22 protein-coding genes and 2 pseudogenes are annotated in these 26,305 nt (G+C 70.9%); 12 read left to right on the top strand and 12 right to left on the bottom strand.

The features are described 5' to 3' along the window. Positions 1–32: 32 nt before the first annotated feature. Complete coding sequence (locus tag QA861_RS27165; protein ID WP_334591213.1) at positions 33–1,124, bottom strand: NAD(P)H-dependent flavin oxidoreductase; 1,092 nt, start codon at positions 1,122–1,124, stop codon at positions 33–35. Between the two features lie 147 nt (positions 1,125–1,271). Here QA861_RS27165 and QA861_RS27160 point away from each other — a divergent pair, with 147 nt between their 5' ends. Continuing rightward, entirely contained in the window at positions 1,272–2,150 is an 879-nt protein-coding gene (locus tag QA861_RS27160) for a CoA transferase subunit A (RefSeq protein WP_334591212.1), read from the top strand. Then, a complete protein-coding gene (locus tag QA861_RS27155; protein ID WP_334591211.1) occupies positions 2,147–2,911 on the top strand; it encodes a CoA-transferase subunit beta in 765 nt (254 codons plus the stop codon). Before QA861_RS27160 ends, QA861_RS27155 begins: the two co-directional genes overlap by 4 nt. Positions 2,912–2,950: 39 nt before the next feature. Here the strand turns inward: QA861_RS27155 and QA861_RS27150 are convergent. Together QA861_RS27150 and QA861_RS27145 are read right to left on the bottom strand one after the other, a co-directional pair. Next, positions 2,951–3,175 (bottom strand): annotated as a pseudogene (locus tag QA861_RS27150) (non-reducing end alpha-L-arabinofuranosidase family hydrolase); the annotation flags it as partial. A gap of 47 nt (positions 3,176–3,222) precedes the next feature. Next, entirely contained in the window at positions 3,223–4,122 is a 900-nt protein-coding gene (locus QA861_RS27145) for an amidohydrolase family protein (protein ID WP_334591210.1), read from the bottom strand. Positions 4,123–4,385: 263 nt separating this feature from the next. Here QA861_RS27145 and QA861_RS27140 point away from each other — a divergent pair. Together QA861_RS27140 and QA861_RS27135 are read left to right on the top strand one after the other, a co-directional pair. Then, positions 4,386–4,613: pseudogene (locus QA861_RS27140) on the top strand (MurR/RpiR family transcriptional regulator); the annotation flags it as partial. Positions 4,614–4,903: 290 nt separating this feature from the next. Beyond that, entirely contained in the window at positions 4,904–8,779 is a 3,876-nt protein-coding gene (locus QA861_RS27135; RefSeq protein WP_334591209.1) for a glycoside hydrolase family 2 TIM barrel-domain containing protein, read from the top strand. A gap of 25 nt (positions 8,780–8,804) precedes the next feature. On the opposite strand, the gene QA861_RS27130 is transcribed toward QA861_RS27135, so the two are convergent. After that, positions 8,805–9,023: a helix-turn-helix domain-containing protein gene (locus tag QA861_RS27130; protein WP_334591208.1), complete on the bottom strand. Its 219-nt coding sequence runs from the start codon at positions 9,021–9,023 to the stop codon at positions 8,805–8,807. Positions 9,024–9,155: 132 nt separating this feature from the next. Then, a complete protein-coding gene (locus QA861_RS27125; protein ID WP_334591207.1) occupies positions 9,156–9,560 on the bottom strand; it encodes a DUF5997 family protein in 405 nt (134 codons plus the stop codon). Positions 9,561–9,674: 114 nt separating this feature from the next. Here QA861_RS27125 and QA861_RS27120 point away from each other — a divergent pair, with 114 nt between their 5' ends. Further along, positions 9,675–10,478: a LysR substrate-binding domain-containing protein gene (locus QA861_RS27120; RefSeq protein WP_334591206.1), complete on the top strand. Its 804-nt coding sequence runs from the start codon at positions 9,675–9,677 to the stop codon at positions 10,476–10,478. Between the two features lie 61 nt (positions 10,479–10,539). Here QA861_RS27120 and QA861_RS27115 read toward each other — a convergent pair whose 3' ends face one another. Further along, a complete protein-coding gene (locus QA861_RS27115; RefSeq protein ID WP_334591205.1) occupies positions 10,540–11,016 on the bottom strand; it encodes an Lrp/AsnC family transcriptional regulator in 477 nt (158 codons plus the stop codon). 195 nt (positions 11,017–11,211) lie between these two features. Between QA861_RS27115 and QA861_RS27110 the strand changes: the two genes are divergently transcribed. Beyond that, positions 11,212–12,732: an FUSC family protein gene (locus QA861_RS27110; protein ID WP_334591204.1), complete on the top strand. Its 1,521-nt coding sequence runs from the start codon at positions 11,212–11,214 to the stop codon at positions 12,730–12,732. Positions 12,733–12,839: 107 nt separating this feature from the next. On the opposite strand, the gene QA861_RS27105 is transcribed toward QA861_RS27110, so the two are convergent. Continuing rightward, a complete protein-coding gene (locus QA861_RS27105) occupies positions 12,840–13,760 on the bottom strand; it encodes a sirohydrochlorin chelatase (RefSeq protein WP_334591203.1) in 921 nt (306 codons plus the stop codon). 361 nt (positions 13,761–14,121) lie between these two features. Between QA861_RS27105 and QA861_RS27100 the strand changes: the two genes are divergently transcribed. Continuing rightward, positions 14,122–14,799 (top strand): uracil-DNA glycosylase, encoded by a 678-nt coding sequence (locus tag QA861_RS27100; protein WP_334591201.1) that lies wholly within the window; start codon positions 14,122–14,124, stop codon positions 14,797–14,799. Between the two features lie 91 nt (positions 14,800–14,890). On the opposite strand, the gene QA861_RS27095 is transcribed toward QA861_RS27100, so the two are convergent. Further along, a complete protein-coding gene (locus QA861_RS27095) occupies positions 14,891–15,976 on the bottom strand; it encodes a WD40/YVTN/BNR-like repeat-containing protein (protein ID WP_334591199.1) in 1,086 nt (361 codons plus the stop codon). 212 nt (positions 15,977–16,188) lie between these two features. Here QA861_RS27095 and QA861_RS27090 point away from each other — a divergent pair, with 212 nt between their 5' ends. Continuing rightward, positions 16,189–16,755, top strand: coding sequence for an Rv1733c family protein (locus QA861_RS27090; RefSeq protein ID WP_334591198.1), 567 nt, complete (start codon positions 16,189–16,191; stop codon positions 16,753–16,755). Between the two features lie 608 nt (positions 16,756–17,363). On the opposite strand, the gene QA861_RS27085 is transcribed toward QA861_RS27090, so the two are convergent. Continuing rightward, a complete protein-coding gene (locus tag QA861_RS27085; RefSeq protein ID WP_334591196.1) occupies positions 17,364–18,170 on the bottom strand; it encodes a pectate lyase in 807 nt (268 codons plus the stop codon). A 44-nt stretch (positions 18,171–18,214) separates the two neighbouring features. After that, complete coding sequence (locus tag QA861_RS27080) at positions 18,215–19,195, bottom strand: pectate lyase family protein (protein WP_334591195.1); 981 nt, start codon at positions 19,193–19,195, stop codon at positions 18,215–18,217. A 446-nt stretch (positions 19,196–19,641) separates the two neighbouring features. Here QA861_RS27080 and QA861_RS27075 point away from each other — a divergent pair, with 446 nt between their 5' ends. From QA861_RS27075 to QA861_RS27065, 3 genes are all read left to right on the top strand, one after another. Further along, entirely contained in the window at positions 19,642–20,967 is a 1,326-nt protein-coding gene (locus QA861_RS27075) for an extracellular catalytic domain type 1 short-chain-length polyhydroxyalkanoate depolymerase (protein WP_334591194.1), read from the top strand. 170 nt (positions 20,968–21,137) lie between these two features. After that, positions 21,138–22,430, top strand: a complete 1,293-nt coding sequence (locus QA861_RS27070; RefSeq protein WP_334594858.1) for an SGNH/GDSL hydrolase family protein — start codon at positions 21,138–21,140, stop codon at positions 22,428–22,430. A 60-nt stretch (positions 22,431–22,490) separates the two neighbouring features. Next, complete coding sequence (locus QA861_RS27065) at positions 22,491–22,829, top strand: ArsR/SmtB family transcription factor (protein WP_334594857.1); 339 nt, start codon at positions 22,491–22,493, stop codon at positions 22,827–22,829. Here the strand turns inward: QA861_RS27065 and QA861_RS27060 are convergent. After that, on the bottom strand, positions 22,740–24,143 hold the full coding sequence (locus QA861_RS27060) for a nucleobase:cation symporter-2 family protein (protein ID WP_334591193.1): 1,404 nt from the start codon (positions 24,141–24,143) through the stop codon (positions 22,740–22,742). The two genes, QA861_RS27065 and QA861_RS27060, sit on opposite strands and share 90 nt — an antisense overlap. A gap of 98 nt (positions 24,144–24,241) precedes the next feature. Then, positions 24,242–25,618, bottom strand: a complete 1,377-nt coding sequence (locus tag QA861_RS27055) for an FAD-dependent oxidoreductase (protein ID WP_334591192.1) — start codon at positions 25,616–25,618, stop codon at positions 24,242–24,244. 204 nt (positions 25,619–25,822) lie between these two features. Here QA861_RS27055 and QA861_RS27050 point away from each other — a divergent pair, with 204 nt between their 5' ends. Then, entirely contained in the window at positions 25,823–26,296 is a 474-nt protein-coding gene (locus QA861_RS27050) for a DUF6214 family protein (RefSeq protein ID WP_334591191.1), read from the top strand. Positions 26,297–26,305: the final 9 nt, after the last annotated feature.

Raw genomic sequence — 26,305 nt, 5'->3', positions numbered from 1 at the left:
GCGGGGCCGGATCGCTGGGCGGCCGTCCGGGGTCACCGTTTCGCTCCGGCGGTGGTCAGGCGGGTGAGGACGGCGTCGGCCTCCGCGATGATGCGTTCGACGAGTTCGGCGCAGCTGGGCAGGTCGTCGATCACGCCCGCCACCTGGCCGGAGGCGAGGGTCCCGAGGTCCGTCCGCCCGTCGACCATGGCGGCGCGCAGCATCATCGGGGTGTTGGCCGCCATCACCACCTGGGACCAGCCCAGTTCATGACTGCGGCGCATCGCCAGTCCCTCGCGGACCAGCGCGGACCACGGGGTGCCGGAGACCTTCCGGAACGCGACGGCGTGCCGCAGTGAGCGGACGAGTCGCGCGGGCGCCCGTTCCCTCAGCAGCCGTTCCACCGCCTCGGTCCGCAGTACGCGCTGGGGGATGCCGTCGAGGACCGGGGTGACGACGGTGTCGGCGACGCCCCGCCCGAGGTACTCGGCCTTGACCGAGTCGCGCACGGTGCTGTCGCTGGTCAGCAGGAACCGGGTGCCCATCGCGATGCCGACGGCACCCTGGGCGAGCGCGGCCACCAGCCCCCGCCCGTCGCGGAACCCGCCGGCCGCGATGACCGGGATGTCGACGGCGTCCACTACCTGCGGGAGCAGGATCGAGGTGGGTACGCCCCCGGTGTGGCCGCCCCCCTCACCGCCCTGGACGACGACGGCGTCCACGCCCCACGCCTGGACCTTCTCGGCGTGGCGGCGGGCACCGACGGACGGGATGACCACGAGCCCGGAGTCCTTCAGCTCGCGGACGACGCGTTCACGGGGCGCGAGGGCGAAGGACGCGATTCTCACGCCCTCGCGCACCAGGAGGGCGCCGCGCTCCAGGACGTCGGGGGAGTCGCCGCGCATGTTCACACCGAACGGCGCGTCGGTGCGCTCCCGGACGGCACGGACGGCGTCCCGGGTCTCGTCGAGGGAGAGCGTCGCACTGGCCAGGATGCCGAGCCCGCCGGCCGCGGCGGTGGCAGCCGTCAGTTCCGGGCCGGAGACATACCCCATGCCGGTCTGCACGATCGGGTAGCGGACGCCGACCAGGTCGCACAGCGCGGTGTGCAGGGCGGGATGGACGGGGGCAGTGGGGGCGCTCATACCGGGACTCCTTCTCGCGCCGCTCGCCGGGGCGGGGACGAATCCTCTGGCCCGGCTTCCGAGGGGGTTGTCGGTCGAGCCAACGTAACCTAACAATTGTTTGCTAGGTAAGACACCGTATGGGTGAGAGCGTGGGAGGAACAGTCCATGGGTGACAAGTCGATGTCCCTGGAGGACTTCGCCGGCACCGTCGAGTCGGGCATGACGATCGGTATCGGCGGCTGGGGATCGCGGCGCAAACCGATGGCACTGGTGCGCGGGCTCCTGCGCGCCGACGTACGGGATCTGACGGTCGTCACATTCGGTGGCCCGGACGTGGGACTGCTGTGCGCGGCGGGCAGGGTCCGCAAGCTCGTCTACGGCTTCGTCTCGCTGGACAGCATCGCCCTCGACCCGCACTTCCGCGCCGTACGGGAACGGGGTGACGTGGAGACCGCCGAGTACGACGAGGGCATGTTCGTCACCGGGCTGCGGGCCGCCGCGAGCCGGCTGTCCTTCCTGCCCACCCGCGCGGGCCTCGGTTCCGATGTCCTCACGATGAACCCCGACCTGGTGACGATCGCCTCCCCGTACGACGACGAGGAGTACGTCGCGATGAAGGCGCTGCGGCTCGACGTGGCCCTGGTGCACGTCAACCGCGCCGACAGGGCGGGCAACGCCCAGTACCTGGGCCCCGATCCGTACTTCGACGACCTGTTCGCGATGGCGGCCGACCGTTGCTATGTGAGCGCCGAGCGGATCGTCGCCCCGGAGGACCTGCTCGCCTCCGGGCCCGCGCAGTCACTGCTGATCAGCCGTCTCTTCGTCGACGGGGTCATCGAGGCACCGCGCGGCGCCCACTTCACCTCCTGCGATCCCGACTACGGGCGGGACGAGGCCTTCCAGTCTCACTACGCGTCGGCGGCGCGCGACGCCGACTCCTGGAAGCTGTTCCGCAAGACGTTCCTCGACGGCGACGAACAGGCGTACCAGGAGGCGGTGGCGGAGTTCCATGCTCACCGCGCGGGCCAGGAGGAGGGTCGATGACGGAGATCACCCGGGCCGAGGTATGTGCCGCCGCCTGCGCGGACGCGTGGCGCGGGGCCGGCGAGGTGCTCGCGCACACGGCCGGGGTGCTGCCCTCGATCGGAGCGCGCCTCGCCCGGCTGACGACCAGCCCGGACCTGGTGCTGACCGACGGCGAGGCCTACTTCATGAGCGATCCGCCGCCCCTCGGGCGGACCGCCGCGGACGGGGGTGTGGTCGAGGGCTGGGTGCCGTACCGGCGGGTCTTCGACATCGTCGCCAGTGGCCGCCGGCAGAGCATGATGGGCGCCAGCCAGATCGACCGGTACGGAAACCAGAACATCTCCCTCATCGGAGACTGGCGTCGTCCCACGCGGCAACTCATCGGTGTGCGCGGCGCTCCGGGCAACACGGCCAACCACCGCACCGACTACTGGGTGGCCCGGCACACCCCGAAGGTCTTCGTCGAGAAGGTCGACGTGGTCTGCGGAGTGGGCAACGACCGTGCGCGTGGCGCGAAGGGGCTGAGGTTCCACGACCTGGGCGTGGTCATCACGAACCTCGCGGTCCTCGACTACGGGGACGACGGGCGGCTGCGCGTGCGCTCCCTGCATCCCGGCGTCACCGCGGACGAGGTCCACGCCGGCACCGGCTTCGAGCTCGACGCGACCGACGCCCCCGAGACCCGCCTGCCCGACGAGACCGAACTGCGGCTCATCCGCGAGGTCGTGGACCCGAGCGGCCTGCGCGATCGTGAGGTGAGCCGGGGCACCGGGTCATAAAACCCGGCACCCCGGCTCGTCATCGGGATCGGGGTCCTGTCACCAGTTCGAGGTGGTCTGGGTGAGCAGGCCGAGGCGCCACGGCAGGGCGTTGCAGTCGCCGGTGGCGTTGGGGTTCATGCCCTGGTACAGGTACTGCAGCTTGGTGGCCGGGACGGTGAGCGGCTGGGAGCGGAACCAGCGCCCGCCGTCGGAACCGACGGTCTCGACGAGCATCAGATACTGGTTGCTGCCCTGGACCTGGTAGATGTTGGCGGCCTCGAACCAATACCCCTCGCATCATCCGCTTCTCATGTCGAAATGTTTCGCAGTCACTTCCCGGTGAGCAGCCGCCTCGGATTGGCGATACGGAAGGCGTACGCCGCCGCTCCGCCCAGGCCGAACCCGGGGTGCAGCGGCGGCTCCGCGTAAGGCCGGTCCGAGCCCTGGACGACGGCGCCCGTGCCGAGGGCACGGACGATGGCGTCGACGGCACGAGGACCGTAGGACGAGGTGTCGACGAAGACGCCCGGGTCCGTGGCGGGCTCCGAGCCACCGCCCCGCGCGGTGAGGCGTTCCCCGTGCAGCGGCGCGAGTCCGGCCAGCAGGGCGAAGCACACGCGCAGGTGGGGATGGCGGGGCCGGCCGAAGGCACGGAAGGCGAACCAGGCGGCGTGCATCTGCTGGACGTACGGGACCATCGCGGGCCACCAGCCGGGCCCCTCCGGTTCGCCGGCCGCCGGTCCCGGGTGGACGAACAGCGGCAGGTCGCGTTCTTCGAGCAGGTCGAGGAGTGGGGCGCAGCGCCCGTAACCGGCCGCGTCGGTGAGCGCGTTCGCCGGGAGCTGGAGGCCGGCGAATCCCCGGTCGAGGTCCTTGGCCGTCGCGTCGGCATCGATGTCCCGTACGCAGGCGGCGGCCCAGGCGTCGAACGGTTTCGGGAGTGCCGCCGATCCTTCGTGATACGCGTCCAGGAGGGGCCGGGCCTCGGCGGCGGGCAGCCACTCCACGCCGATCGGGGCGGACAGCGAGACGAGTACCCGGCCGAGGCCGTCGGCGGCGGCGAGTTCGGCGCGGCGGGCGATGTCGTGATCGCCGGGCGAAATCCCGTAGGGCGGCTCACCGTGCAGATACAAGGTCCAGCCGTCCAGGAACGGTGGCTCGCGGCGGGAGCGCAGGGCTGCCACCAGCGAGGGGGTCCACAGATGCTGGTGCACGTCGACGCTGGTCATGACGTTCCTCCCGCCGGGGCTGACGATTCTTCCAGCAGCGCGCGCCGGACGTCGTCGGACCCCAGGATGCCGTGACTCACCGCCTCCACGTCCACCCCGCAGGGCCGGTCTTCGTCGAGCCGGGGCCCGGCCGCCCGGAGCGCCCGGTGCGGGAACCGGGGTCCACGCCCTCTCGGCGAAGCTCACCACCGAGGATCTGCTGGAGATGATGAAGAAGCTCGTCAACGACAAGGAGGGTCGAGGGGAGCGGCTCCTCCGTACGGCTGCACCAGCTCTTCGAGGGGCGCGGGCTCACCCCGACCCGACGCCGTACAGCGCACTGTCCGGTACGGCGGGCGGCGGACGTGCCCTTCCTGGCGAGCGTGCAGCCGGACCAGCCGGCAGGCGTCAGCCAGCCGTCCGTGACACGGTTCGAGGTCGCTCTCGGCTTCGGCGGATACCCGGCCCTGCGCCGGCATCTGCGGGAGGTCGCCCCCGCCGGTTTGGAGGCGGGGGCGCAGGCACCGCTCGTCGAGTGAGCCATCAGGATCAAACAGAGTCCGACAAAAATATTGCTTCGGCTGTGTTGTAAGTCCTAGGGTGAGCCTGGCTCGGCAGCTCCCACTGTCACCAGCAGTTGTGTGCTGACCCAATATCAACTCCTGCACCGCCCCGGTGAGTTGAGCCGTCACCGATGACCACAGCGCTGCCGGATTCCGGGTCGATTGTCAACAGTAACGAACACGATCTGACGCACCCTCAGTCCGAACAGCGCCCTGTCGTACCGAGGAAGGCCACGGTCATGCCGCACCCCCACGAGTTCGCCGTCAGCCGCCGCCGTCTGCTGGAGGGAGGAGCCGCCGTCCTCGGCGCGCTCGCCCTGTCCGGACCGGCCGCCGCCCACCGGGCTGCCGCTGCGGACGCGTCGGACGTCACCCCCGAGTGGAACGGCCACATCGACATCTTCCGCGTCGGCACCGAACCCGCGCACACCACGCTGATGCCGTACGCGACCGTCGCCCAGGCCCTCGCCGCCGACCGCACCCGCTCCCCGTACCGCCAGAGCCTCGACGGCACCTGGAAGTTCGCCTACGTCGACCGCCCCGACGACCGGGCCACCGACTTCTACCGCACCGACGTCGACGACAGCGCCTGGGACACCATCCCGGTCCCCTCCGCCTGGCAGTTGCACGGGTACGACAGCCCGATCTACATCAACAGCGACTACCCCTGGTGGGGCGCCAACGGCCGGGGCGAGGATGTGCAGCCGCCGGCCGCGCCGACCGTCCACAACCCCGTGGGCCAGTACCGCCGCACCTTCACGCTTCCGCGCGACTGGTCGGGACGGCGGACGTTCCTCCACTTCGAGGGCGTCAAGTCGGCCCACTACGTGTGGATCAACGGCACGCTGGTCGGCTACCACGAGGACTCGTACGACCCCTCCGAGTACGACATCACCAAGCACCTGAAGCCGGGCACCAACCAGATAGCCGTGGAGGTCTACCGCTACTCCGACGGCGACTGGATGGAGGACCAGGACATGATCCGGCTGAGCGGCATCTTCCGCTCGGTGTACCTGTACTCGACGCCCGCCGTGCGCCTGCGCGACTTCCGCCTCGACACCCCGCTGAGCGACGACTACAAGGCGGCCGAGCTTCTCGTCACCGCGAACGTGCGGGACTACGGCGGCAAGGGCGCCGGCGGCTACTCCGTCGAGACGCAGCTGTACGACGCCGACGGGCACCCGGTCTGGTCGCGTCCGCTCCAGCAGACCGTCGCGCTCGCCGCCGGCGAGGAGAAGTCCGTACAGGCCGCGAAGACCGTACCCGCGCCGCGACTGTGGTCGGCCGAACACCCCAACCTGTACACCGCCGTGCTGCGCCTGCGTGATCCGGCCGGCAAGGTGATCGAGACCCTCTCCCACCGGGTCGGTCTGCGCGAGTTCGCCCTCAAGGACGGGCTGATGCGCATCAACGGCAAGCCGGTCTCCTTCCGGGGCACCAACCGGCACGAGATGCACCCCGTCCACGGCTCGGCCCTCACCAGGGCGGACATGGTCCAGGACATCGGCATCATCAAACGGCTGAACATCAACACCGTCCGTACCTCGCACTACCCGAACAACCCGCAGTGGCTGGAACTCGCCGACGAGTACGGTCTGTACCTCGTGGACGAGACCAACCTCGAAACCCACGGCGTCCGCGGCGAGTACCCCGGAAACCACTCCGAGTGGACCACGGCGTGCGTGGCCCGCGCCCAGAACATGGTCCACCGGGACAAGAACCACGCCTCGGTCGTCATCTGGTCCCTCGGCAACGAGGCGGGCGGCGGCAGCACGTTCAACGCCATGTACGACTGGATCCACTCCTACGACACCACCCGGGTCATCCAGTACGAGGGCGACGACCGTCCCGGGATGAGTGACATCCGCTCCGAGATGTACGACAGTCCCGCCCGCGTCGAGCAGCGGGCGAAGGACACGAACGACACCCGGCCGTACGTCATGATCGAGTACTCCCACGGCATGGGAAACTCCAACGGGAACTTCAAGAAGTACTGGGACCTCGTCCGGCGCTACCCGGTCCTCCAGGGCGGCTGGATCTGGGACTTCGTCGACCAGGCCCTCAGCTGGCCCACCCCGACGCGCAAGCTGCTCACCGAGGCCGGGCCCGCCGCGCTCCACGGCGAGATCATCGCCCCCGCCGGTACCTTCACCCGCGACCAGGGTGTCTCCGGCGGCACCGTCTTCGCCCGCGACGAGCGCCTCGACCTCACCGGGTCCCTGACCCTGGAGGCGTGGATCACCCCGCACTTCCTCGGCTACCACCAGCCGATCATCGCCAAGGGCGACACCCAGTACGCCCTGAAGCAGTCGGACCGGGGCCTGGAGTTCTTCATCTACGGCGGCGGCCAGTGGATCAGCGCCTACTGGTCGCTGCCCGCCGACTGGACCGGTAAGGAGCACCACGTCGCCGGTGTCTTCGACGCGACGGCCGGCACCCTGACGCTCCACGTCGACGGCGTGGCGCGAGCCACCAGGACCACCACCCAGCGGCCCAGCAACAACACCGCGTCCCTCGCCCTGGCCACCGACATCGACAACCCCACCCGGGAGTTCAGCGGCACCATCCGCAGGGCCCGCGTATACGCCCGCGCGCTGAGCGCCGCCGAGCTGGCCTCCGACAGCCGCGGCCCGGGCGACGACGGCGTACGGTTCTGGTTCGACGCCGCCACCGTCGGCCTCACCGAGAAGCGGCCCCGCGACAAGACGTTCTACGCCTACGGCGGCGACTGGGGCGACAACCCCAACGACGGGGCCTTCGCCGGGGACGGCATCATCACCGCCGACCGCAGGCTCACCGGTAAGTCCGCCGAGGTCAAGCGGATCTACCAGGCGGTGCAGATCACGTCGGGTGCGACACCGGGCGCGGTCACCCTCACCAACGAGTACCTCTTCACCAACCTCCGCGAGTTCGACGGACGCTGGGAACTGGTCGCCGACGGCCAAGTGGTCCGGCGCGGAAAACTGACCCGTGCCCAGCTCGACGTCGCGCCCCTGTCCGCCAAGGACATCACCGTGCCCTTCGACCTGCCGGACGACCCGGCGCCGGGCGCGGAGTACTTCCTGCAGCTGTCCTTCACCACCAGGCAGAGCACGAAGTGGGCCAAGGCCGGCTTCGAGGTCGCCCGGCAGCAACTCGCTCTCGACGCGGGCAGCCCCGCCGTCACGCCCAGGCCGCTGACGGGTGTCCCCGCGCTGCGCCACGAGGACGGCGACGCGTCGGTCACCGTCAAGGGCAAGAACTTCTCGGTCACCATCGACAAGTCGACCGGCGCCATCACCTCGTACAGGGCGGGCAGCGCCCAGCTGATCACCTCCGGGCCCACCCCGAACTTCTGGCGGGCGCCCACCGACAACGACCGGGGCAACGGCCAGCACACCCGCAACCAGACCTGGCGCGACGCGGGTGCCCGGCGTGCGGTGACCGGCGTGAGCGTCCGCGCCCTACGGGACCGGGCCGTCGAGATCAAGGTCGCCGGCACACTGCCGACGACGCCGGCATCGACGTACACCACCACCTACACCGTCTTCGGCAACGGTGAGATCAAGGTCGACAACACCCTCCACCCGGGGGCGAGTTCACTGCCGTACATCCCGGAGGTCGGCAACCTGCTCCTCCTGCCCGGCCGCCTGGACAGGCTGCACTACTACGGCCGCGGTCCCGAGGAGAACCACTGGGACCGCAACAACTCCACCGACGTGGGCCTCTACTCCGGCACCGTCGACGGGCAGTGGAGCGGCTATCTGCGCCCGCAGGAGAACGGCAACAAGACCGACGTCCGCTGGATCGCCCTGACGGACCGCAAGGGCGCCGGCCTGCTGGTCTGCGCCGAACCGCTCCTTGAGGTCAACGCCTCGCACTTCACGCCGGAGGACCTGTCGGTGGGGGCGCGCCACGACTACCAGCTCACCCCGCGCGACGAGATCGTCCTGCGTCTGAGTCACCGTCAGATGGGCGTCGGCGGCGACAACAGCTGGGGCGCGCACACCCACGACGAGTACAAGCTCTTCGCCAACCGCGACTACTCGTACAGCTACCGGTTGCGCCCCCTGACGGACGTCGACGAGGCGATGGCGGCCTCACGGCGGCCCACAGCGGGGGAGTCCGCAGGATGACGGCGGGAGCGTGACCTCGGGGGCGTCACCCTTCGTCGGGGGTGGCGCCCTCGCCCAGTGCGTCGGCCAGACAGGCGAGGTGCAGGGCCATGGTGGTTCGGTGTTCGCGCAGCGGGCGGCCGGTGATCTGCTCGATCTTGTTCATCCGGTGGACGACGGTGTCGCGGTGGATGTGCAGGGCCGCGGACGTCCGCACGAGGTTGAACCCGCTCCCGCACCAGGCGGTGATCGTGTCCCGCGGCACCGGCCGTCCGGCTCGCCCCGAGGCCCTCGCGCCGTTCCGCTTCGACCGGCTCCGCAACCGCATTCCCGGCGAGACCGGGCGCCCGGCATCGAGACCGGGCCGGTTCCCGGCCCCGTCCGCCTACCTACCTATCTACCTACCCTGGTTCTCCCGCTTTTCCTGCTGCTCCTGGTGCAGCTCCTTGATGCGCGCCGACTCCTTGCGGACATCGACCTGCACGGAGCGCTCGTGCCGGAGCCACTCGGGGGCCTCCTGCTTCAGGGCCTCGATCTGCTCGGTGGTGAGGGCCTCGGTGACCCCGCCGCGGGCGAGCCCCGCGATGGAGATGCTCAGCTTCGACGCGACCACCGGACGGGGGTGCGGGCCGTCGCGGCGCAGGTCGCGCAGCCACTCCGGCGGGTCCGCCTGCAACGCCGTGAGCTCGGCTCGCGTGACGACACCCTCCTGGAACTCGGCGGGGGTGGCCTGGAGGTACACACCCAGCTTCTTCGCCGCGGTCGCGGGCTTCATGGTCTGGGAGGTCTGGTGCGTCGTCATGGTGTCAAGGGTATCGAGCGTATGAACCAGCGCCGACCACGAGGGGCGGGGCGGTGAGAACCGCCAACCGGGCGGGCAGCGCGGCGCACGGAGTACGGCAGGTAGCCTGGCGCGGTGACTGGCTCGGTAGATTCCCCCGCGTTCCGGCTCGCGTACGTCCCCGGAGTGATCCCCGCCAAGTGGGTGCGGATCTGGAACGAGCGGCGAACCGACGTCCCCCTGACCCTGCTCCAGGTGTCCGCCGCCGAGGCGGGCGACCTGATGCTGGCCGGCGACGCCGACGCGGCCCTCGTCCGCCTGCCGGTCGACCGTACGGTGCTCAGCGCGATCCCCCTCTACACCGAGACGTCGGTGGTCGTGGTCCCCAAGGACCATGTCGTGGCCGCCGTCGACGAGGTGACCGCCGAGGACCTCGCCGACGACATCGTGCTGCACCCCCTCGACGACGCCCTCGGCTGGGAGCGCCTACCCGGCCTCCCCGCGATCGAGCGCCCCGCGACCACCGAGGACGCCGTCGAGCTGGTCGCGGCCGGGATCGGCGTCCTCGTCGTCCCCCAGTCCCTGGCCCGCCTCCACCACCGCAAGGACCTCACCTACCGCCCGGTCACCGACGCGCCCGAGTCCCAGGTCGCACTGTCCTGGCCGGAGGACCGCACGACGGACCTGGTCGAGGACTTCATCGGCATCGTGCGGGGCCGCACCGTCAACAGCTCACGCGGACGCCGCCAGGAGCCCGAGGCGGAGCAGCCGAAGGCCAGGAAGCGCGCTGGTGCGGAGGGCACGGCACGCAAGCCCGCCGCCGGAAGGTCGGCGGGCCGGGGCGGAGGCGCGGGAAAGAGCGGAGCGGCGGGCAGAAACGCCCGCAGCGGTGGCAAGACCGGCGGTGCCCGCCAGGGCAAGCCCCGCCGCAAGTCGTAGCACCGCGGGGACCTGGAAGCCGGGCACGGAACCGGGCCGTGAGAGCGGCCGGGAGTGGTGATCAGCCGGCGATCGTACGGCCGATCGACTCCACCAGGGGCAGCAGCCGGTACGGGACGCGCTCGCGCAGGGCCACCTCCGTGCGGGTGCGGACCACCCCCGGCACGCTGATCAGCGACTGGATCACGTCCTCCAGATGGGCGTTGTCGCGGGCCACGACCCGCGCGAGGAGATCACCGCCCCCGGCGATCGAGAACGCCTCGACGATCTCCGGCACGGTCGCCAGCGCGTCCCCGACCTCGTCGAGATGGCCCTGGGTGACCTCGATGTGCACGAACGCGAGCACGGGGTGGCCGAGCGCGGCGGGGGACAGGGAAGGACCCGTGCCGGTGATCACGCCTTCCCGTTCGAGGCGGTCGAGGCGGGCCTGGAGGGTGCCGCGCGCGATGCCGAGTACACGCGCGTACTCGCGGACGCTGCTGCGGGGCCGTTCCAGCAGCAGCCGCAGGATGCGGCTGTCCAGCTCGTCCACGGCCATGGTGTCGCCCTCCTCGTGTACATGGTCCGTTGGTTCGACGGTGGATGCCCGCGGACCGATGTGTCTGTGCCAATGGTCCAGCGTATTCGCCCTGACTTGAGCCGGTCGCGGTGGAAGTGCTGCAATGTTCCCGTCGATGGCGCTGCGGACTCCGTGGCGCCTTTCTCATGCCGATTCCAGTGGGGCGGGACAGCAGTGCTGAAGAGGGTGTTCATGGCGCCGGACCCGGGGCGCGCCCGGCTGCGCTTCGCCGTGCGGGCCGTGCTCGGCATCGGCCTGGCCGTCACCGTCTGCGGTCTCGCCGGGTACTCGCTCACCGGGGCCGTGACCGGCGGACTCGCCGCGATGCTCGCCCTGTTCACGGTCACCGACGCCACGGTGCGCGGGCAGGCGGTCACGACCGCGCTGCTGCCCGCTGTCGGCCTCCCGGTCCTCGCCGCCGCGGCCGGGCTCCACGACCACCCGGCCGCCCGCGGCCTCGCCCTCCTCGCCGTCGTCGGTGCCGGCGTGTACGCGCGCCGCTGGGGGCCGCGCGGCCACAGCCTGGGCGTCTTCGCGTTCATGACCTTCTTCGTCGCCCAGTTCCTGCGCGCGGTCCCGGCGCAACTGCCCGAGCTGTCCGGCGCTGTCCTCCTGTCCCTGCTCACCGCCTCGGCGCTGCGCTTCGGACTGTGGTGCTACGAGCGCCGCACGCCTCCGCCGACGGCCCCCCTCGCGCCCGCCGGCGAACGCGGCCTGGCCCGCGCCACCACCCGTCAGGCCGTCCAGGCGACGGTCGCCGCCGGCTTCGCGCTGGTCATGGGCCAGCTGGTGTCCGGGGACCGCTGGTACTGGGCCGTCGGCGCCGCCTGGTGGATCTTCGTGAACACCACCTCGCGCGGAGAGACCCTGGTCCGCGGCTTCCGCCGCCTCCTAGGGACGGTGCTCGGCATCGCGCTCGGCCTCGCTGTCGCCGTTCCGGTGGCGGGCGCCGTCGTTCCCACGGCCGTCCTGGTCGCCGTATGCGTGTTCGGCATCTTCTACTCGGCCGCCGTGTCGTACACCTGGATGATGCTCTCGGTCACCCTGCTCGCCGAGCTCCTGTACGGGCTTCTGGGCGTCCTCGACCCCGCCCTGCTCGGCGTACGGCTCGCGGAGACCGGTGTCGGCGCACTGGGCGCCCTGCTGGCCGTGGTCCTCGTGCTGCCGATCACCACGCACGCCACCACCGACGCATGGATCCAGCGCGCCCTGCGCTGCGTCCACGCCTGCACCGCCGAGGCCGCCGCCCGGCTCGCCGGTTCGCCCGGCGGTGGCCTCGGCGGTGCGGCCCCCGACCCGGCCCCGCGCGTGGCCGAGCTGGAACTGCTGCTGGGGCGTGTCCGGCTGTCGGTCGCGCCGCTCGTGCATCCGCTCAACCCTGTGCGCGCCCGTAAGCGCCGCGCGCGTCGGGTACTGGCGCTCCTCGACGACTGTGCCCGCGAGATCCGCGGCCTGGCCGCCGTGGCCGCCGACCGGGAGTCCGCTCACGACGTCCGGCTCGCCGCCGCCTGCAAGCGGGTGGAGACCGCGGTGGAGGCGCTTGTGGAAGGCCGCGCCGACTCCGTCGCGGCCCCCGCCGACCGGACCCACGCGACGGAGCCGGCCCTTGCCCACCTGCACGCCGTGGAACGGGCCCTTGCCGAGCTGGCCATTTCGCTGCGCGGCCCGGCGGGTGCGCCACTCGTCGGCGCCTGAGGCTCCCTCGCCCGGACACGCCGAGGGCCCGCTCCCAACAAGGAGCGGGCCCTTCGGCGTACCAGATGTTCCAGTCGTCGGACTGCGTCGTACGGGGTGCTGCCGGGTCAGCGGACCGGGGCGCCCTGGGACTGCTGCGGGGCGATGCCCAGTGCTGTCGTGTACTTGGCCAGCGCCAGCTTGCCGATGGCCGGGTAGGGGCCGAGCGCGTCGGAGGAGGCACAGCCCGCCTCCGTCGCCGCGGCCTCCAGCAGACCGGCGTCGATCTCCGGGCCGATCAGATACGGGGCCAGCGCGAGGTTCTGCGAACCCGAGCCCCGCAGCTGTTCGGCGATGGCCGCGATCGAGCCGTCCTGGTCGAGGGCCGCCGCCATGACCGGGACGGCGAGGCGCGCGGCGAGCAGCATGCCCGTGATCCCGGCCGCCTGCACGGCCTCGTCGCCACCCACCGAGGCCAGGATGATGCCGTCCGCGGCCGTCGCCACGGTGAACAGACGGGCCCGGTCGGCGCGCGCGAGGCCCGCCTCGGACAGCCGTACGTGCAGTCCCTCGGCGAGCAGCGGGTGCGGGCCGAGGACGTCGGTGAGGTCGGCCGCGATACGGCTTTCCATGACGGCCTGACGGACCTGACGCAGCAGCGCGTTGTCCGGACCGGCGAGCAGCGGCACGACGACGGCGACAGGCCCCTCGGGCTGCTTGACGTCCGCACCGGCGGCGAGGGCCTGCTCATAGCGGGCGGTGCGCTCCTGCGCGGCGTGCGTGAGCACGAACTGGAGCGTGGGGAACTCCGCGTCGTCACCGTCGAGGTATCCGATGCGGGCGTCGAGGCCGGGGAGCTCGGAGCGGGCGATGCTCACGACCTCCTCGGCGAGGCTCCGGGTGGCGGCGCTGGGCATGCCCGGCACCGCGAGGACGAGCGCGGGCGCCCCCTCGGGAGCCGCCAGCGGCTCGGGGCGGCGGTGCCGGCCCGGCTGGCGGGGGCGCGGCATTCGTACTGGCAGGCCGGCGGGCCCAGTGGGGGAGCTCATGGCGCCGCATGTTACTGGCTTATTGGGCTCCCTTGTTCGGGGAGGGGGCAGGTGAGCGGTATCCGTCCGCTTTTGTCTGATGAGTTACGGACGGATCAGAAGTGATCAGTATGTGACATCTCTCCTCAGGGTGGAGAAGACGGGCATACCCACCCCGTACGTCTGTGCTGGTCACCCGCGCGCGGTCGGTGGCGCCCGACGAGACTTGGTGAAATGGGCGGACTTGCCCGGTGCGGCCAAGAGTCGTCTCCTGTCCGGCAATCGGGCATCAGGTTCATATGCCGGTCGTTCAGCGGTGTCGGTGTGCGGGGGCTGCCCTCTTTGTGCGGGGCCTCGGTGTGTGCCAGTAGGGTGACGGGTCGTGGCACCACGACCCTTGCATGAACTTGTAGAAGCGGGCTGGGCGAAGGCTCTTGACCCCGCCGCCGAACGCATCGCCGCGATGGGGGACTTCCTCCGGGCCGAGATAGCGGCCGGCCGGACCTACCTTCCGGCTGGGGCGAACGTCCTGCGGGCCTTCCAGCAACCGTTCGACGACGTCCGCGTCCTGATCGTCGGTCAGGATCCCTACCCCACGCCGGGGATGGCGATCGGGCTGAGTTTCGCGGTGGCGCCCGAGGTACGTTCGTTGCCGGGCAGCCTGGAGAACATCTTCCGGGAGCTGCATACGGACTTGGGGCTGTCCAGACCGTCGAACGGTGATCTGACGCCGTGGACGAGGCAGGGTGTTCTGTTGCTGAACAGGGCGCTCACCACGGCACCGCGCAGTCCCGCGGCGCACCGGGGCAAGGGGTGGGAAGAAGTCACCGAACAGGCGATCCGGGCGCTGGTGGCGCGTGGCAAGCCGCTGGTGTCCGTCCTCTGGGGGCGTGACGCGCGCAATCTGCGGCCGCTGCTGGGTGATCTTCCGGCCATCGAGTCCGCCCATCCGTCTCCGATGTCGGCGGACCGCGGGTTCTTCGGCTCACGGCCGTTCAGCCGGACCAACGACCTGCTCGTCAAGCAGGGCGCCCAGCCGGTGGACTGGCAACTGCCGTAGACCACGGCCGTCGCCACGGCCGAGCCTCCCCGGGATCGGGTGCGGGTCCTGCCCGACGGCCAGGACCCGCACATCCTTCTGTGACCCGTCCTCAGTCGATCACCACGGCCCGGACGCACAGGACGTCCGGCAGATGGGACGCCAACTGCTGCCAGCTGTCGCCGTCGTCAGCCGACGCGTACACCTCGCCGTTGCGGTTGCCGAAGTAGACGCCCGCCGGGTCCGCGTCGTCCGTGCACAGGGCGTCGCGCAGCACCGTGCCGTAGTGGTCCCCCTGGGGCAGGCCCGCCGACAGGGGCTCCCAGTTCTTGCCCGCGTCCGCCGTGCGGAAGACCCGGCAGCGGCGGTCGGCGGGGACACGGTCCGCGTCCGCGTTGATGGGGAAGACGTACGCCGTGTCGCCGCGGTGCGGATGAGCCGCCACCGCGAAACCGAACGTCGAGGGGAGACCGGCGCCGATGTCCGTCCAGTGCCCGCCCGCGTCGTCGCTCCGGTACACACCCCAGTGGTTCTGGAGGTAGAGCCGGTCGGGGTTGGCCGAGTCCTTCGCGACCTTGTGCACGCACTGGCCGAACTCCGGGTTCGGATCCGGCAGGAACACCGCGGAGACACCGGAGTTGGCCGGAGTCCAGCTCGCGCCGCCGTCCGATGTGCGGAACACGCCGGCCGTCGAGACGGCGACCGTCACGGCCCGCGGGTCGCGCTGGTCGGTGACGATCGTGTGCAGGCCCTCCCCGCCGCCGCCCGGCACCCACCGGGAGCGAGTGGGATGCTCCCACAGCGGGCGGACCAACTCGAAGGACTCACCGCGGTCCTCCGAGCGGTACAGCGCCGCCGGTTCGGTGCCCGCGTACACCACGTCGGCTTCCGCCGTCGACGGGTGGAGCTGCCAGACGCGCTCCAGTGAGGCGCCCGTGTCCTTGGGGAACTTGACGGCCGGCTGCGCCGGCTCGGTCCAACTGCGGCCCAGGTCGTCGGAGTGGAAGACCGACGGCCCCCAGTGGGCACTGTCTCCGCCGACCAGCAGCCTCGGGCTCTCGCGCCGGGTGTCGATCGCGACCGAGTACACGGCCTGCGCGTTGAAAGAAGGGCTGTCGTCGAACTCCCACGTGCCACCGCGCCGGTGCCCGATGAACAGGCCTTTGCGCGTGCCGACCGTGAGCAGTACCTCGGTCATGCCGATCACCTCCGGGACGTCTTTGTCCAGTCATCGGCCAGTCTGCACCCCACCACTGACAGTCACCTCTGGAAACGGCGTCGTCGCAGGTCAAAGCGGTTTGTCGGCGGGATGTGACGGAGACCTCGGGTCGGCTGTGAGCAAGGGCGGGCCGTCGCCCGTAAGGGAGGACGGCAGGGCATGTCCGTGTGTGCGTGAGGAGGATGCCTTCGATGGCGGCATTCCGTGGTCCGAGGGTGTGGCTGTGGCGTTGGCGGCGCAATCCGCTGAGGCGTCGCGTGGATGCCGTGGAGGGATGGGCCGTACTGGCCACCTGGGCACTCATCGTGCTGACCGGAGTCTTCGTCGGCCTGGTGTCGGCCCACTCCGTCGAAGAGGGCCTGGCGAGAGAGCGCGTCGACTGGCGCCCCGTGACGGCACTGGTGGTGGAGGATGCGCCCGGCACCGTGGGCAGCGAGAAGGTGTGGGCGAAGGTCCGCTGGAGCGCCGCCGACGGCACCCGGCACACGGGCCAGGCCCGGGTCGACTCGGGCAGCACCGCGGGCAGCCCGGCGACGGTCTGGACAGACCCGCAGGGCCGTCTGGTGACGAAGCCGGCCACCGAGTCCGAGGCCCACCTCAGAGCCGCGCTGATCGGCGCCCTGGCGGGCGCGAGCGGGGCGACCGTGCCCTACGTCGGCTGGCGTCTCCTCCGTGGCCGTCTGCAGCGCCGGCGGATGGAGGAGTGGGACGAGGCGTGGGAGCGGTTCGATCCGATGTGGGGCCGCAACACGCGCTGAGAAGCGTCGCGCGTGAGACGAGGGGGCGAGGCAGGGGTGTTCGGCGTCCCCGCGAATCCCCGGCCGTCGGCGAGTGCGTGAGCGCGGGGAGCGCTGGGGCGCCCATCCCGGCCGACCCGCCTGCCACCGCGACGTCGTGCTCGGCGGGCATGTCGGCAACGGCACGGGCACAGCACGGTGTGGAGCGTCTCCGTCCTGTACCGGCCGTGTGGGCGGGCGAAAGAGGGCGGGCCCGGCCTGTCGGTCAGGCGAGCAGAGCGCTGTCGGGCGCTCCAACTGTGAAGCGCTGCGGCAACACGGCCCGCAGGCGCGCGAGTTCGTCGCAGAGGCCGTGGCAACCCGAGCAGAGCGACGGAGCCCTCGGCGTCGGCGCGGACCGCCGTACGGCCCGGCCGAGCAGACGACGCCGCCTGGGTGACGAGCGCGAGCAGAAACGCGTGGCGCGGGCGAGCGTCGGGACGTACACGCGCCCTGGGATGGTGCGCTGTGCCGTACATCTCGCACGAAGTTCCAGCTGACCTGTGCCCGCCGGCTGCCCGAGCAAGCATGGCGGCGGCTGTACGAGACGGTTGCGGGGCGCCTCGTACAGCCGCCGGTGGGGGGATGGATCAGCGGTACGTGATGTCGCCGGTCGCGTACTTGCAGTACGTGCCGTCGGGGTTGGAGCCGTTCGTGGTCGGCTCCTTGCCGGTGTTGTTGCCGATGTACTTCTGGCAGGGAACGATCTTCTTGCTGGAGTCCCCGACGATCGTGATGCCCCTCAGGGTGGCGCTGTCGCCGTAGTTGGTGTTGATGCCGGCGAGCTTGCCTCCCTTCCAGGTCGCCTCGATGTTGGTGAGGTTGATGGTCCGCTTGTACTGCGTGGAGCAGTTGCCGCAGGACCGCACGAACGTGCCGAAGTTCTTCGCCGCGAAGTTGGAGATGTTGAGCGTCCCGGCGCCGTTGAACTGGAACACCTTGTCGCTGGCTTCCTTGGCGCCGCCGCCGGACACCGTGTAGACGTTCGACGAGGAGCTGCCCCGGAAGGTCGCGGCGTCCTCGCCGACGTCCTCCCACCACACGTTCTGCAACGTGCAGCTGCCCTTGCAGTGGATGCCGTCGGCCGCCGGGGCGCCGATGATGACGTTCTTGAGGACGGCGCCCGCCGCCAGCTCAAGGATGGGCCCCTGGTCCTCGTCCTGGCCGCCGGTGCCGAGGTCACCGGTGCCGTAGAGACGCTTCATCCCGTAGTCCTTGGTGCCGGAGACCGGGATGGTGGCGGAGACGCCCTGGCTGCCGTTGGCGGTCGGCCAGGTCGCGGCGCTCGCCGGGGAGAACGCACCGCTGGTCATGATCATGCCAAGTGAAAGGCTGAGGGTGGCCAGGGTGCCGGTCAGTGCGCGCCCGCGCGCGCGTGGACGTGTTGCGGAAGTCATGTCCCGTTGCCTTCTTCCGGTCGGTCGTGCCGTGTGGGGAGTCGTCAGAGCTTTCCGGCGCCCGCGCCGGACGTCACCGAGGCGACGACGGTCGAGGCCGGCTCTGCCGTGTAGCTGTACGGAGGGGTGGTGAACGTGCCGACCCGCGAGACCTCCGTGGCGGCTCCGCCGAGGTCGTTGCCGCGCAGGTTGGCGTATCCGTCGATGTCGCTGTCGCGGTTCGTGGTCACCGCGACGAGCGTCGAACGGAAGACGTTGTTCTCGACGAGCATCTGGGCGCCCATCCGCGAGTGCACGGCGGTCTCGGCGCCCTGGACGTAGTTGTCGTAGAAGTGGCCGGTGCCGAACCGCAGGCTGGGGATGCGCGAGTACACGTTGCTGAAGTGGTTGTGGTGGTACGTCACCTTCAGATGGCCGGTGTCCTCGGACGCGTTGTTGTCGCTGTGGCCGACGAGTGAGCCCTTGAAGTGGTCCTTGAAGGTGTTCCAGGACACCGTCACGTTGTCGGAGCCGTGGTTGATGTCCAGCAGACCGTCGTAGTAGTCCTTGTCGTGAGTGCGGTCCGCGGAGAAGGAGTTGTGGTCGATCCACACCTTCGTGGACTTCTGGACGGTCACGCCGTCGGCCGGTGCGACCGGCTTGCTGATGTTGAGGTTGCGGACGACGACGTTCGTCTTCTCCTTGATCCTGAGGCCGCCCCCGGTGAAACCGGAGGACGAGCCGACGCCCAGGACCGTCGTGTTGGAGCCGAGGTCGACCTGACCGCTCAGAGTGATCAGACCGCTCACCCGCACGACCTTCGCCGCGTTGCCCGTGACGGCCGTCCTGAAAGCGGCGAGCGTTGTCACGGTGACCGGGGTGGCGCTGCCGCCGCCGGTCGTTCCCGCACCGAATCCGATGGGTGCGTTCTCGGCGGCACCGGCCGTTTGGGGGACCGTAAGCACGGCGGCGGCCGCGAGTGCGGTGGCCACGGCCGCCACCGCCGCAGATCTTTGCGTTTGTGTACGTGGGGGGCGTATACGCATGCGGGTGCGTCCCTTCGGGAGGGCTGGCTGATCGAGGGGGTGATCAGCTATGTGAATGAAATTCACCATGATGTGCGTCATGCGGTGCACTGCGCATGACTCGATGGAGCGGCGGCGGAGGGCTCGAAGTGGGGGGACGTAGACACCGTCAGGGAGTGCACGTCCCTGGGGTGCGTCTTTCGGGCCTTCTCGTCGAACGGGGATCGACATCGATGGGTCACATCGATGAACGGAAGGTAGGGGGTAAGCGCTTTCTGGTCAACGCTTTGCGCGCGATGTGTGTCCGTCGGATCCACAACCGCTGGTCAGCGAATGTTTTCGACATGTGGGAGCGCTTCCATGGGGGCCATGCTCATGCCACGATGCGGGCGGACAGCCCCGCAGAGCGGGACTTCGACTTCCGCCACGCGTCACCCCACGAGCCGTGATCAGGAAGGGACAAGGACGTGTCCACCACTGTCGGCACCATCGCGAAACGACCGCTGCGCTCGGCACTCGTCGCGCTTCTCGCAGGCCTGCTGCCGTTACTCGCGGCAACATTCCTCACGGCGCCCGCGGCGGCGGCTCGCACCGAGACGCCCGCCGCAGCCCCCGCGGCCGCGCTCACCGAGATAACGAACTTCGGGACCAACCCGAGCAACCTGCGGATGTACGTGTACGTGCCGAACCGCGTCACCACGCGCCCGGCGGTTCTGGTGGCCGTCCACTACTGCACCGGCTCAGGCCCCACGTTCTACTCCAACACCGAGTACGCCTCGCTGGCCGACCGCTACGGGTTCATCGTTGTCTACCCGTCCGTCACCCGCAGCAGCAAGTGCTTCGACGTCTCCTCGCCGCAGGCGCTCACCCGGGGCGGCGGCAGTGACCCGGTGGGCATCAAGTCCATGGTCGACTGGGTCACCCGCACCTACAAAGCCGATACCAGCAGGGTCTTCGCCACCGGGACCTCCTCCGGCGCGATGATGACGAACGTCCTGCTCGGCGACTACCCGGACGTGTTCGCGGGCGGTTCAGCCTTCGCGGGCGTACCGTTCGGCTGCTTCGCCACCACCGGCGGCTCGGAGTGGAACAGCGAGTGCGCCAACGGGAATGTGATCCACACCCCGCAGCAATGGGGCGACCTGGTGCGCAAGGCCTACCCCGGCTACACCGGCGCCCGGCCGCGCATGCAGCTCTGGCACGGCACCGCGGACACCACCCTGCACTACCCCAACTTCGGGGAGGAGATCAAGCAGTGGACCAACGTGCGGGGTCTCGGCCAGACCCCGTCCGCGACCGACTCGCCCCAGTCCGGCTGGACCCGCACCCGCTACGGCGCCTCTGGTGACAAGGCGCCCGTCGAGGCCATCAGCCTCCAGGGGGTCACCCACGACGTGCTGAAAGCCGGTATGGCCGCCCGCGTGATCACCTTCTTCGGTCTGGACGGCGGCGGCACCGTGCCCCAACCCGAGCCCGGCACCTGCAAGGTGGCGGTCACGGCCAACGCCTGGGACACCGGGCTGACGGCGTCCGTGACGGTCACCAACACCGGTACGACGGCAGTGGGCGGCTGGAAACTGGGCTTCACCCTGCCCTCCGGCCAGACCGTCACCTCCGGTTGGGGCGCCACCGTCGCACCGGCCTCCGGTGCGGTGACGGCCACCAACGACACCTACAACGCGGCCATCGCGCCCGGCGCGAGTGTCGGCTTCGGCTATCAGGCGAGCCACACGGGCAACAGTGCCGCGCCGTCCGGATTCACGCTCAACGGAACGGCCTGCACGGCCGGTTGAGCCTCCTTTGTGCCGGGTGCGTGCCACGAGCGCGCACCCGGTCACCTCCCGCTCCACGTGATCCGAAGAAGCCCGTCCGGACAGAGGAAGGCACCCGGCCCGTGAACTCGCCCCACCTCGCGCAGTCGCCCTGGCCCCAGCGGCCGTCCGCCAGAGCAGCGCTCGCCTACCTGGTCGCCACCTGCGTGTTCGTGCTGGCCGTCGCCGTGGCGTCCTCCGCCGTGGTGGCCCTGGTCGCAAGCCCGCAGTCGGCGGTCGCCGGCCCGGCCCGGTCCGCCCCGCACTGGGTCAACACCTGGACGTCGATGCCGCAGCTCACCGAGCCCGGCAACATGCCGCCCGCGCCCTTCACCGGGGAGCGTGCCGTCCTCGTCGACACCACCCTGCGCCAGACCGTGCGTGTCTCCACCGGCGGCGAGCGCGTCCGGCTGCGCTTCTCCAACGCCTTCGGCACCACCCCGCTGCCCCTCACCGCGGTGACAGTCGCCCTGCCACTGGACGGCCGGGCCGGAGTCAGCGCCGTCGAACCCGGCACCCTGCGCGAGGTGACGTTCGACGGGCGCCGGTCCACCACCGTCCCCGCCGGAGCACAGGTCGTCTCCGACCCGCTCGACTTCGGGCTGCGCCCCGCGACCAACCTGACCGTGACGACGTACCTCGCCGACGGCCAGGCCTCGCTCGCGCTCACCTCGCACCCGGGCTCGCGCACCACCTCGTACCTGCGGACCGGCGACGGCACGGGCGAGCAGGATCTGCCCGGCGCCACCCCGGTCAACCACTGGTACCTGCTCAGCGATGTCGAGGTGCTCTCCCGGCCGGACACGCGTGCCGTCGCCGTGCTGGGCGACTCGCTGTCCGACGGCCGTGGCTCCACGACCAACGGCAACAACCGCTGGCCCGACCAGCTCCTGGACCGGCTTCGAGGCCTCCCGGGCGGCAACCGGATCGCCGTACTGAACCAGGCCGCGGGCGGCAACCGGGTCCTCAACGACGGCCTCGGACCCAACGCCCTCGCCCGGCTCGACCGGGACGTGCTGGCGCACAGCGCGGTCTCCTGGCTGATCGTCTTCGAGGGCGTCAACGACATCGGCACCGCCGAGGCCACCCCGGCCGCCCAGCAGCGCGTCACCGACGACCTCATCGCCGCCTACCGGCAGATCGTCGTCCGCGCGCACGCCCAGGGCATCCGCGTCTACGGCGCCACGCTCACGCCCTTCCGCGGCAACACGCCGTACGACGATCCGGCGGGCCTGCGCGAGACGACCCGGCAGGCCGTGAACGCCTGGATCCGCACCGGCGGCGCCTTCGACGCCGTCGTCGACTTCGACCGGGCGGTCCGCGACCCGGCCGATCCGGGCCGGCTGCGCCCCGACCTGCACGACGGGGACTGGCTGCACCTCAACCCCGAGGGGTACCGCACACTGGCCGCCGCCGTTCCCGCGTCGTGGTTCAGGAAGAGCTGACCGCGGGTTGATTCGACGAGGGCGGACGGGGCCCCTCCCGGTCGCCCAGCTCACCGACCGCTGGGGCACCCGCCCCACGGGCGCGAGCACAACCAAGGGGAGAGCGTGCTGCACGCGCTCTCCGACCCGATGCGGCTTCAGGTCGTGCGAGAGCTCGCCGCCACCGGCGACGAGCTCTCCTGTTCGAACTTCGTACTGCCGGTCATCAAGTCCACAACCACGTACCGCTTCCGGGTGCTGCGCGAGAGCGGAGTGATCCGACAGGCCTACCGGGGCATGGCCAAGATGAACGGCCTGCGCCGGGACGACCTAGACGACCTCTTCCCGGGGCTTCTCGACAGTGTGCCGGTCGCCGCCGTCCGCCAGGCCGACCGCCTCGGTACCGCCGTCGGCGGCTGAACCGCCCTTCCCCGCGAGGTGGTTGAAGAGCAGGTTCAGCACGATCGCCGTCAGACAGCCCGCGCTGATCCCACTGTTCATCACCGTCTGGAACCAGTCAGGGAACTTCGCGTACACCGTCGGCACACCGACGGGCAGCATGCCCACGGCCACCGAGACCGCCACGACCGTCAGATTGTGGTTGTCCCTGAACTCGACCGCGCCGAGCGTGCGCAGCCCGCTCGCGGCGACCGTCCCGAACATCACGAGACCCGCGCCACCCAGCACCGGTGCCGGTACGGCCGCGACCACCGCGCCGAGCTTGGGCAGCAGACCGAGCAGTACGAGGATGCCACCGGCGGCCGCCACGACCCAGCGGCTGCGCACCCGGGTCATCCCGACGAGGCCCACGTTCTGCGCGTACGCCGTGTACGGGAAGGTGTTGAAGACGCCGCCCAGGACGGTGGAGAAGCCGTCCGCGCGCAGCCCGTCGGCGAGGGAGCGCGGCTCGACCTTCCGGCCGGTCATCTCGCCGACCGCGATCAGGTCACCGGTCGTCTCCGTCATCGTCACCAGCGCCACGACCAGCATCGAGATGATCGCCGACGCCTCGAAGGCGGGCGCCCCGAAGTGGAACGGCGTGCTGATGCCGACCCAGTCGGCGTCCCCGACCCCGTCGAAGTCCGTGAAGCCGAAGGGAACGGCCACGGCCAGCCCCACCGCGATGCCGGTCAGTACCGCGATCCGGCTCAAAAAGACCGGCGCGAACCGCTGCACACCGAGCACCACGGCCAGTACGAAGGCGGCCAGTGCCAGGTTCTTCGGCTCGCCGAACTCCGCCGAACCCACCCCGCCGGCCGCCCAGTTGCCCGCCACAGGCAGCAGCGACAGACCGATGACCAGGATGACGGTGCCGGTCACCAGCGGCGGGAAGAAGCGCAGCAGCCGTCCGAAGACCGGCGCCAGCAGCATGATCGCGAGACCGGCGACGATCACCGAGCCGTAGATGGCGGGGAGCCCGCCGCCCGTCGTACCGATGAGGACCATCGGCGACACGGCCGCGAAGGTGCACCCCTGCATGATCGGCAGCCGGACGCCGAAGCGCCAGAAACCCACGCACTGGATGAGCGTCGCGATCCCGCACACCAGCAGGTCCGCGGTGATCAGATACGCCAGGTCGGCGGGCGACAGCTTCATCGCGCCGCCGACGATCAGGGGCACGGCCACGGCCCCCGCGTACATCGCGAGGACGTGCTGCAGACCGAATGCGGCGAGCTGCCGCACGGGTGGGACCTCGTCGACGGGATGTACGGGTGGGGGAGAGGTGGTGGCCATGGGCACTCCAGGGGCGGCGGGCGAGCGGGCATCCGGACTCGACGAGACCGTAAGGGGCTTGAACAGTTTGTTGATTACTGACCTGTTGCCGGTGTGTGTCACGTCCCCGGACGGGGTGCGACGTCCGGGGCACCTGCCGCCCGCGCCGCCGCCATCAGTGACTCCCAGTCGGGGAGCTTCACGGTGCTTCGCCCCAGCGTGGCGCCCAGTTCCGCCTCGGCCCGCTCGATGGCCTGCCAGCCCGTCCACTCGACCGGCCGGAACCCCTCCGCGCGCAGTGCGGTCAGCGGGTCCTCGGGCCTCTCCTGTCGTACGAGCACGGCGGAGTCCGCCAGCAGGGAGGCCGCCGTCTCCTTGGCGCAGGGCCGGTTGGTGCCGATGACGCCCGTCGGGCCGCGCTTGATCCAGCCGGCCACGTACTCGCCCGAGGAGGAGCTGCCGTCACGCAGGACGCGGCCCGCGAGATGGGGCACGGTGCCCAGGGCCGTGTCGAACGGCAGCCCGTCGACCGGGACGCCGCGATAGCCGACCGAGCGGAGCACGAGCTGTGCCTCGATGTCCTCGTAGCGCCCGGTGCCCGTCACGCCGCCGTTCCCGTCCGGCACCGTCCGCTCGAAACGCACCGCGCCCACCCGGCCCCCAGCGGCGAGCAACTCGACCGGGCGACGGAAGAAACGCAGCCGGATGCGCCGGGCGGCGCCCGTGGCGGGCAGAGTGGCCCAGGCGTGCAGTGCCTCCACGTTCCGGCGCTGCACGGCAGGCAGGGCGGACGGGTCGGCGTATGCCGGATCGAGCATCAACTCGGCTTCGTCCACGACGACTTGGGTGTCCGGCAGTGAACCCAGCTCGCGCAGCTCCTTGGTCGTGAAGCGGGCCTGTGAGGGGCCGCGCCGGCCCACCATGTGGATGTCGGTCACCCTGCTCGCGGTCAGTGCGGTGAGCGCCGCCTGCGGCATGTCGGTGGGGCTCAGCTCGGCCGGGCCGCGCGCCAGCATCCGGGCCACGTCCACCGCCACGTTCCCGACACCGATGACCACGGCGGACCGCGCCCCGTGGACGAAGCCGTCGTCGGCGGCGTCCGGATGGGCGCTGTACCAGGACACGAACTGTGTCGCCGACCAGCTGCCCGGCAGTTCCTCGCCGGGAATCCCCAGATGGCGGTCGGTGGCGGCGCCCACGCAGTACACCACCGCGTGGTACAGCTCCCGCAGCCGGGCACCGGGCAGCTCCCCGGGCCCGCGGCCGATCCGCACCCCGCCAAGGAAACGCACCCGCTCGTGCTCCAGGACGGCGCGCAGGTTGTGCTGCAGCGACTTGATCTTCTCGTGGTCCGGCGCCACGCCGTACCGCACCAGCCCGTAGGGCGCCGGCAGCCGGTCGAGGACGTCGACCCGCACCTCCGGATCCTGCTGGACCAGGCTCTGCGCGGTGTAGACCCCGCTCGGACCCGAACCCACGACGGCGACACGCAACACGGCGGAACCCCTCACTGCGGGACGCTGTGGAACTCCCTGTTGCTGACACCTCAAGGATCGCACCCCCGGAGCTGCGCTGACAGGGTGCCGGGTGAGACAGGCGTGCGTGTCCGTTCGTAGTGAATGTGATGATGCGGTTACGTTCCGTATGTGCTAGAAGCATCCTTTCTTAATCTTTCCGGTCGCTGCCCGACGGAGGGCGAAGTGTCGGTGCGGCCCGCCTGGGAAGTGCGGGAGCACGAGGGCTCGGCGGCGACGGCATGGTTCGACGTCCGGCTCGCCTTCGCCGACGGTGCCCAGGTCGACCTGCTCGCCGTGGTCCGTGAGGCGGGCGTCTCCATCGAGGACGTACGGGCGCAGCCGGCGCTGTCGCTGGACGATCTGGCGGGGCTCGCGGACTGGATCGAGGGGCCGCTCTTCGACGCGTGCGGAGACGGGCCGGGGGAGGTCGCGCAGGCCGAGTTCCGCCCGCGGCCTCGTCGCGCCCGGCCTGCCTGGCCGCGTGGTGTCGAGGGGCGGTGGCTGATCGCGGAGGAGTACCGCGCGGCCCAGGAAGAGGGCGCCGACGCCGTTCTCGCCGTGATGTGCGCGACCGGGTACAGCCGTCGCCGATCCCTCAGACTGATCTCACAGGCCCGCGACGCCGGGTTCCTCTCACCCCGTCATGCCCGGCGCTGAGCGAGGGTC

Origin of the sequence: Streptomyces sp. B21-083, assembly GCF_036898825.1 — a bacterium.
Taxonomy (GTDB): Bacteria; Actinomycetota; Actinomycetes; order Streptomycetales; family Streptomycetaceae; genus Streptomyces.
The sequence above is the reverse complement of the archived record's forward strand: the minus strand, read 5'-3'. Positions and strand labels throughout refer to the sequence as shown.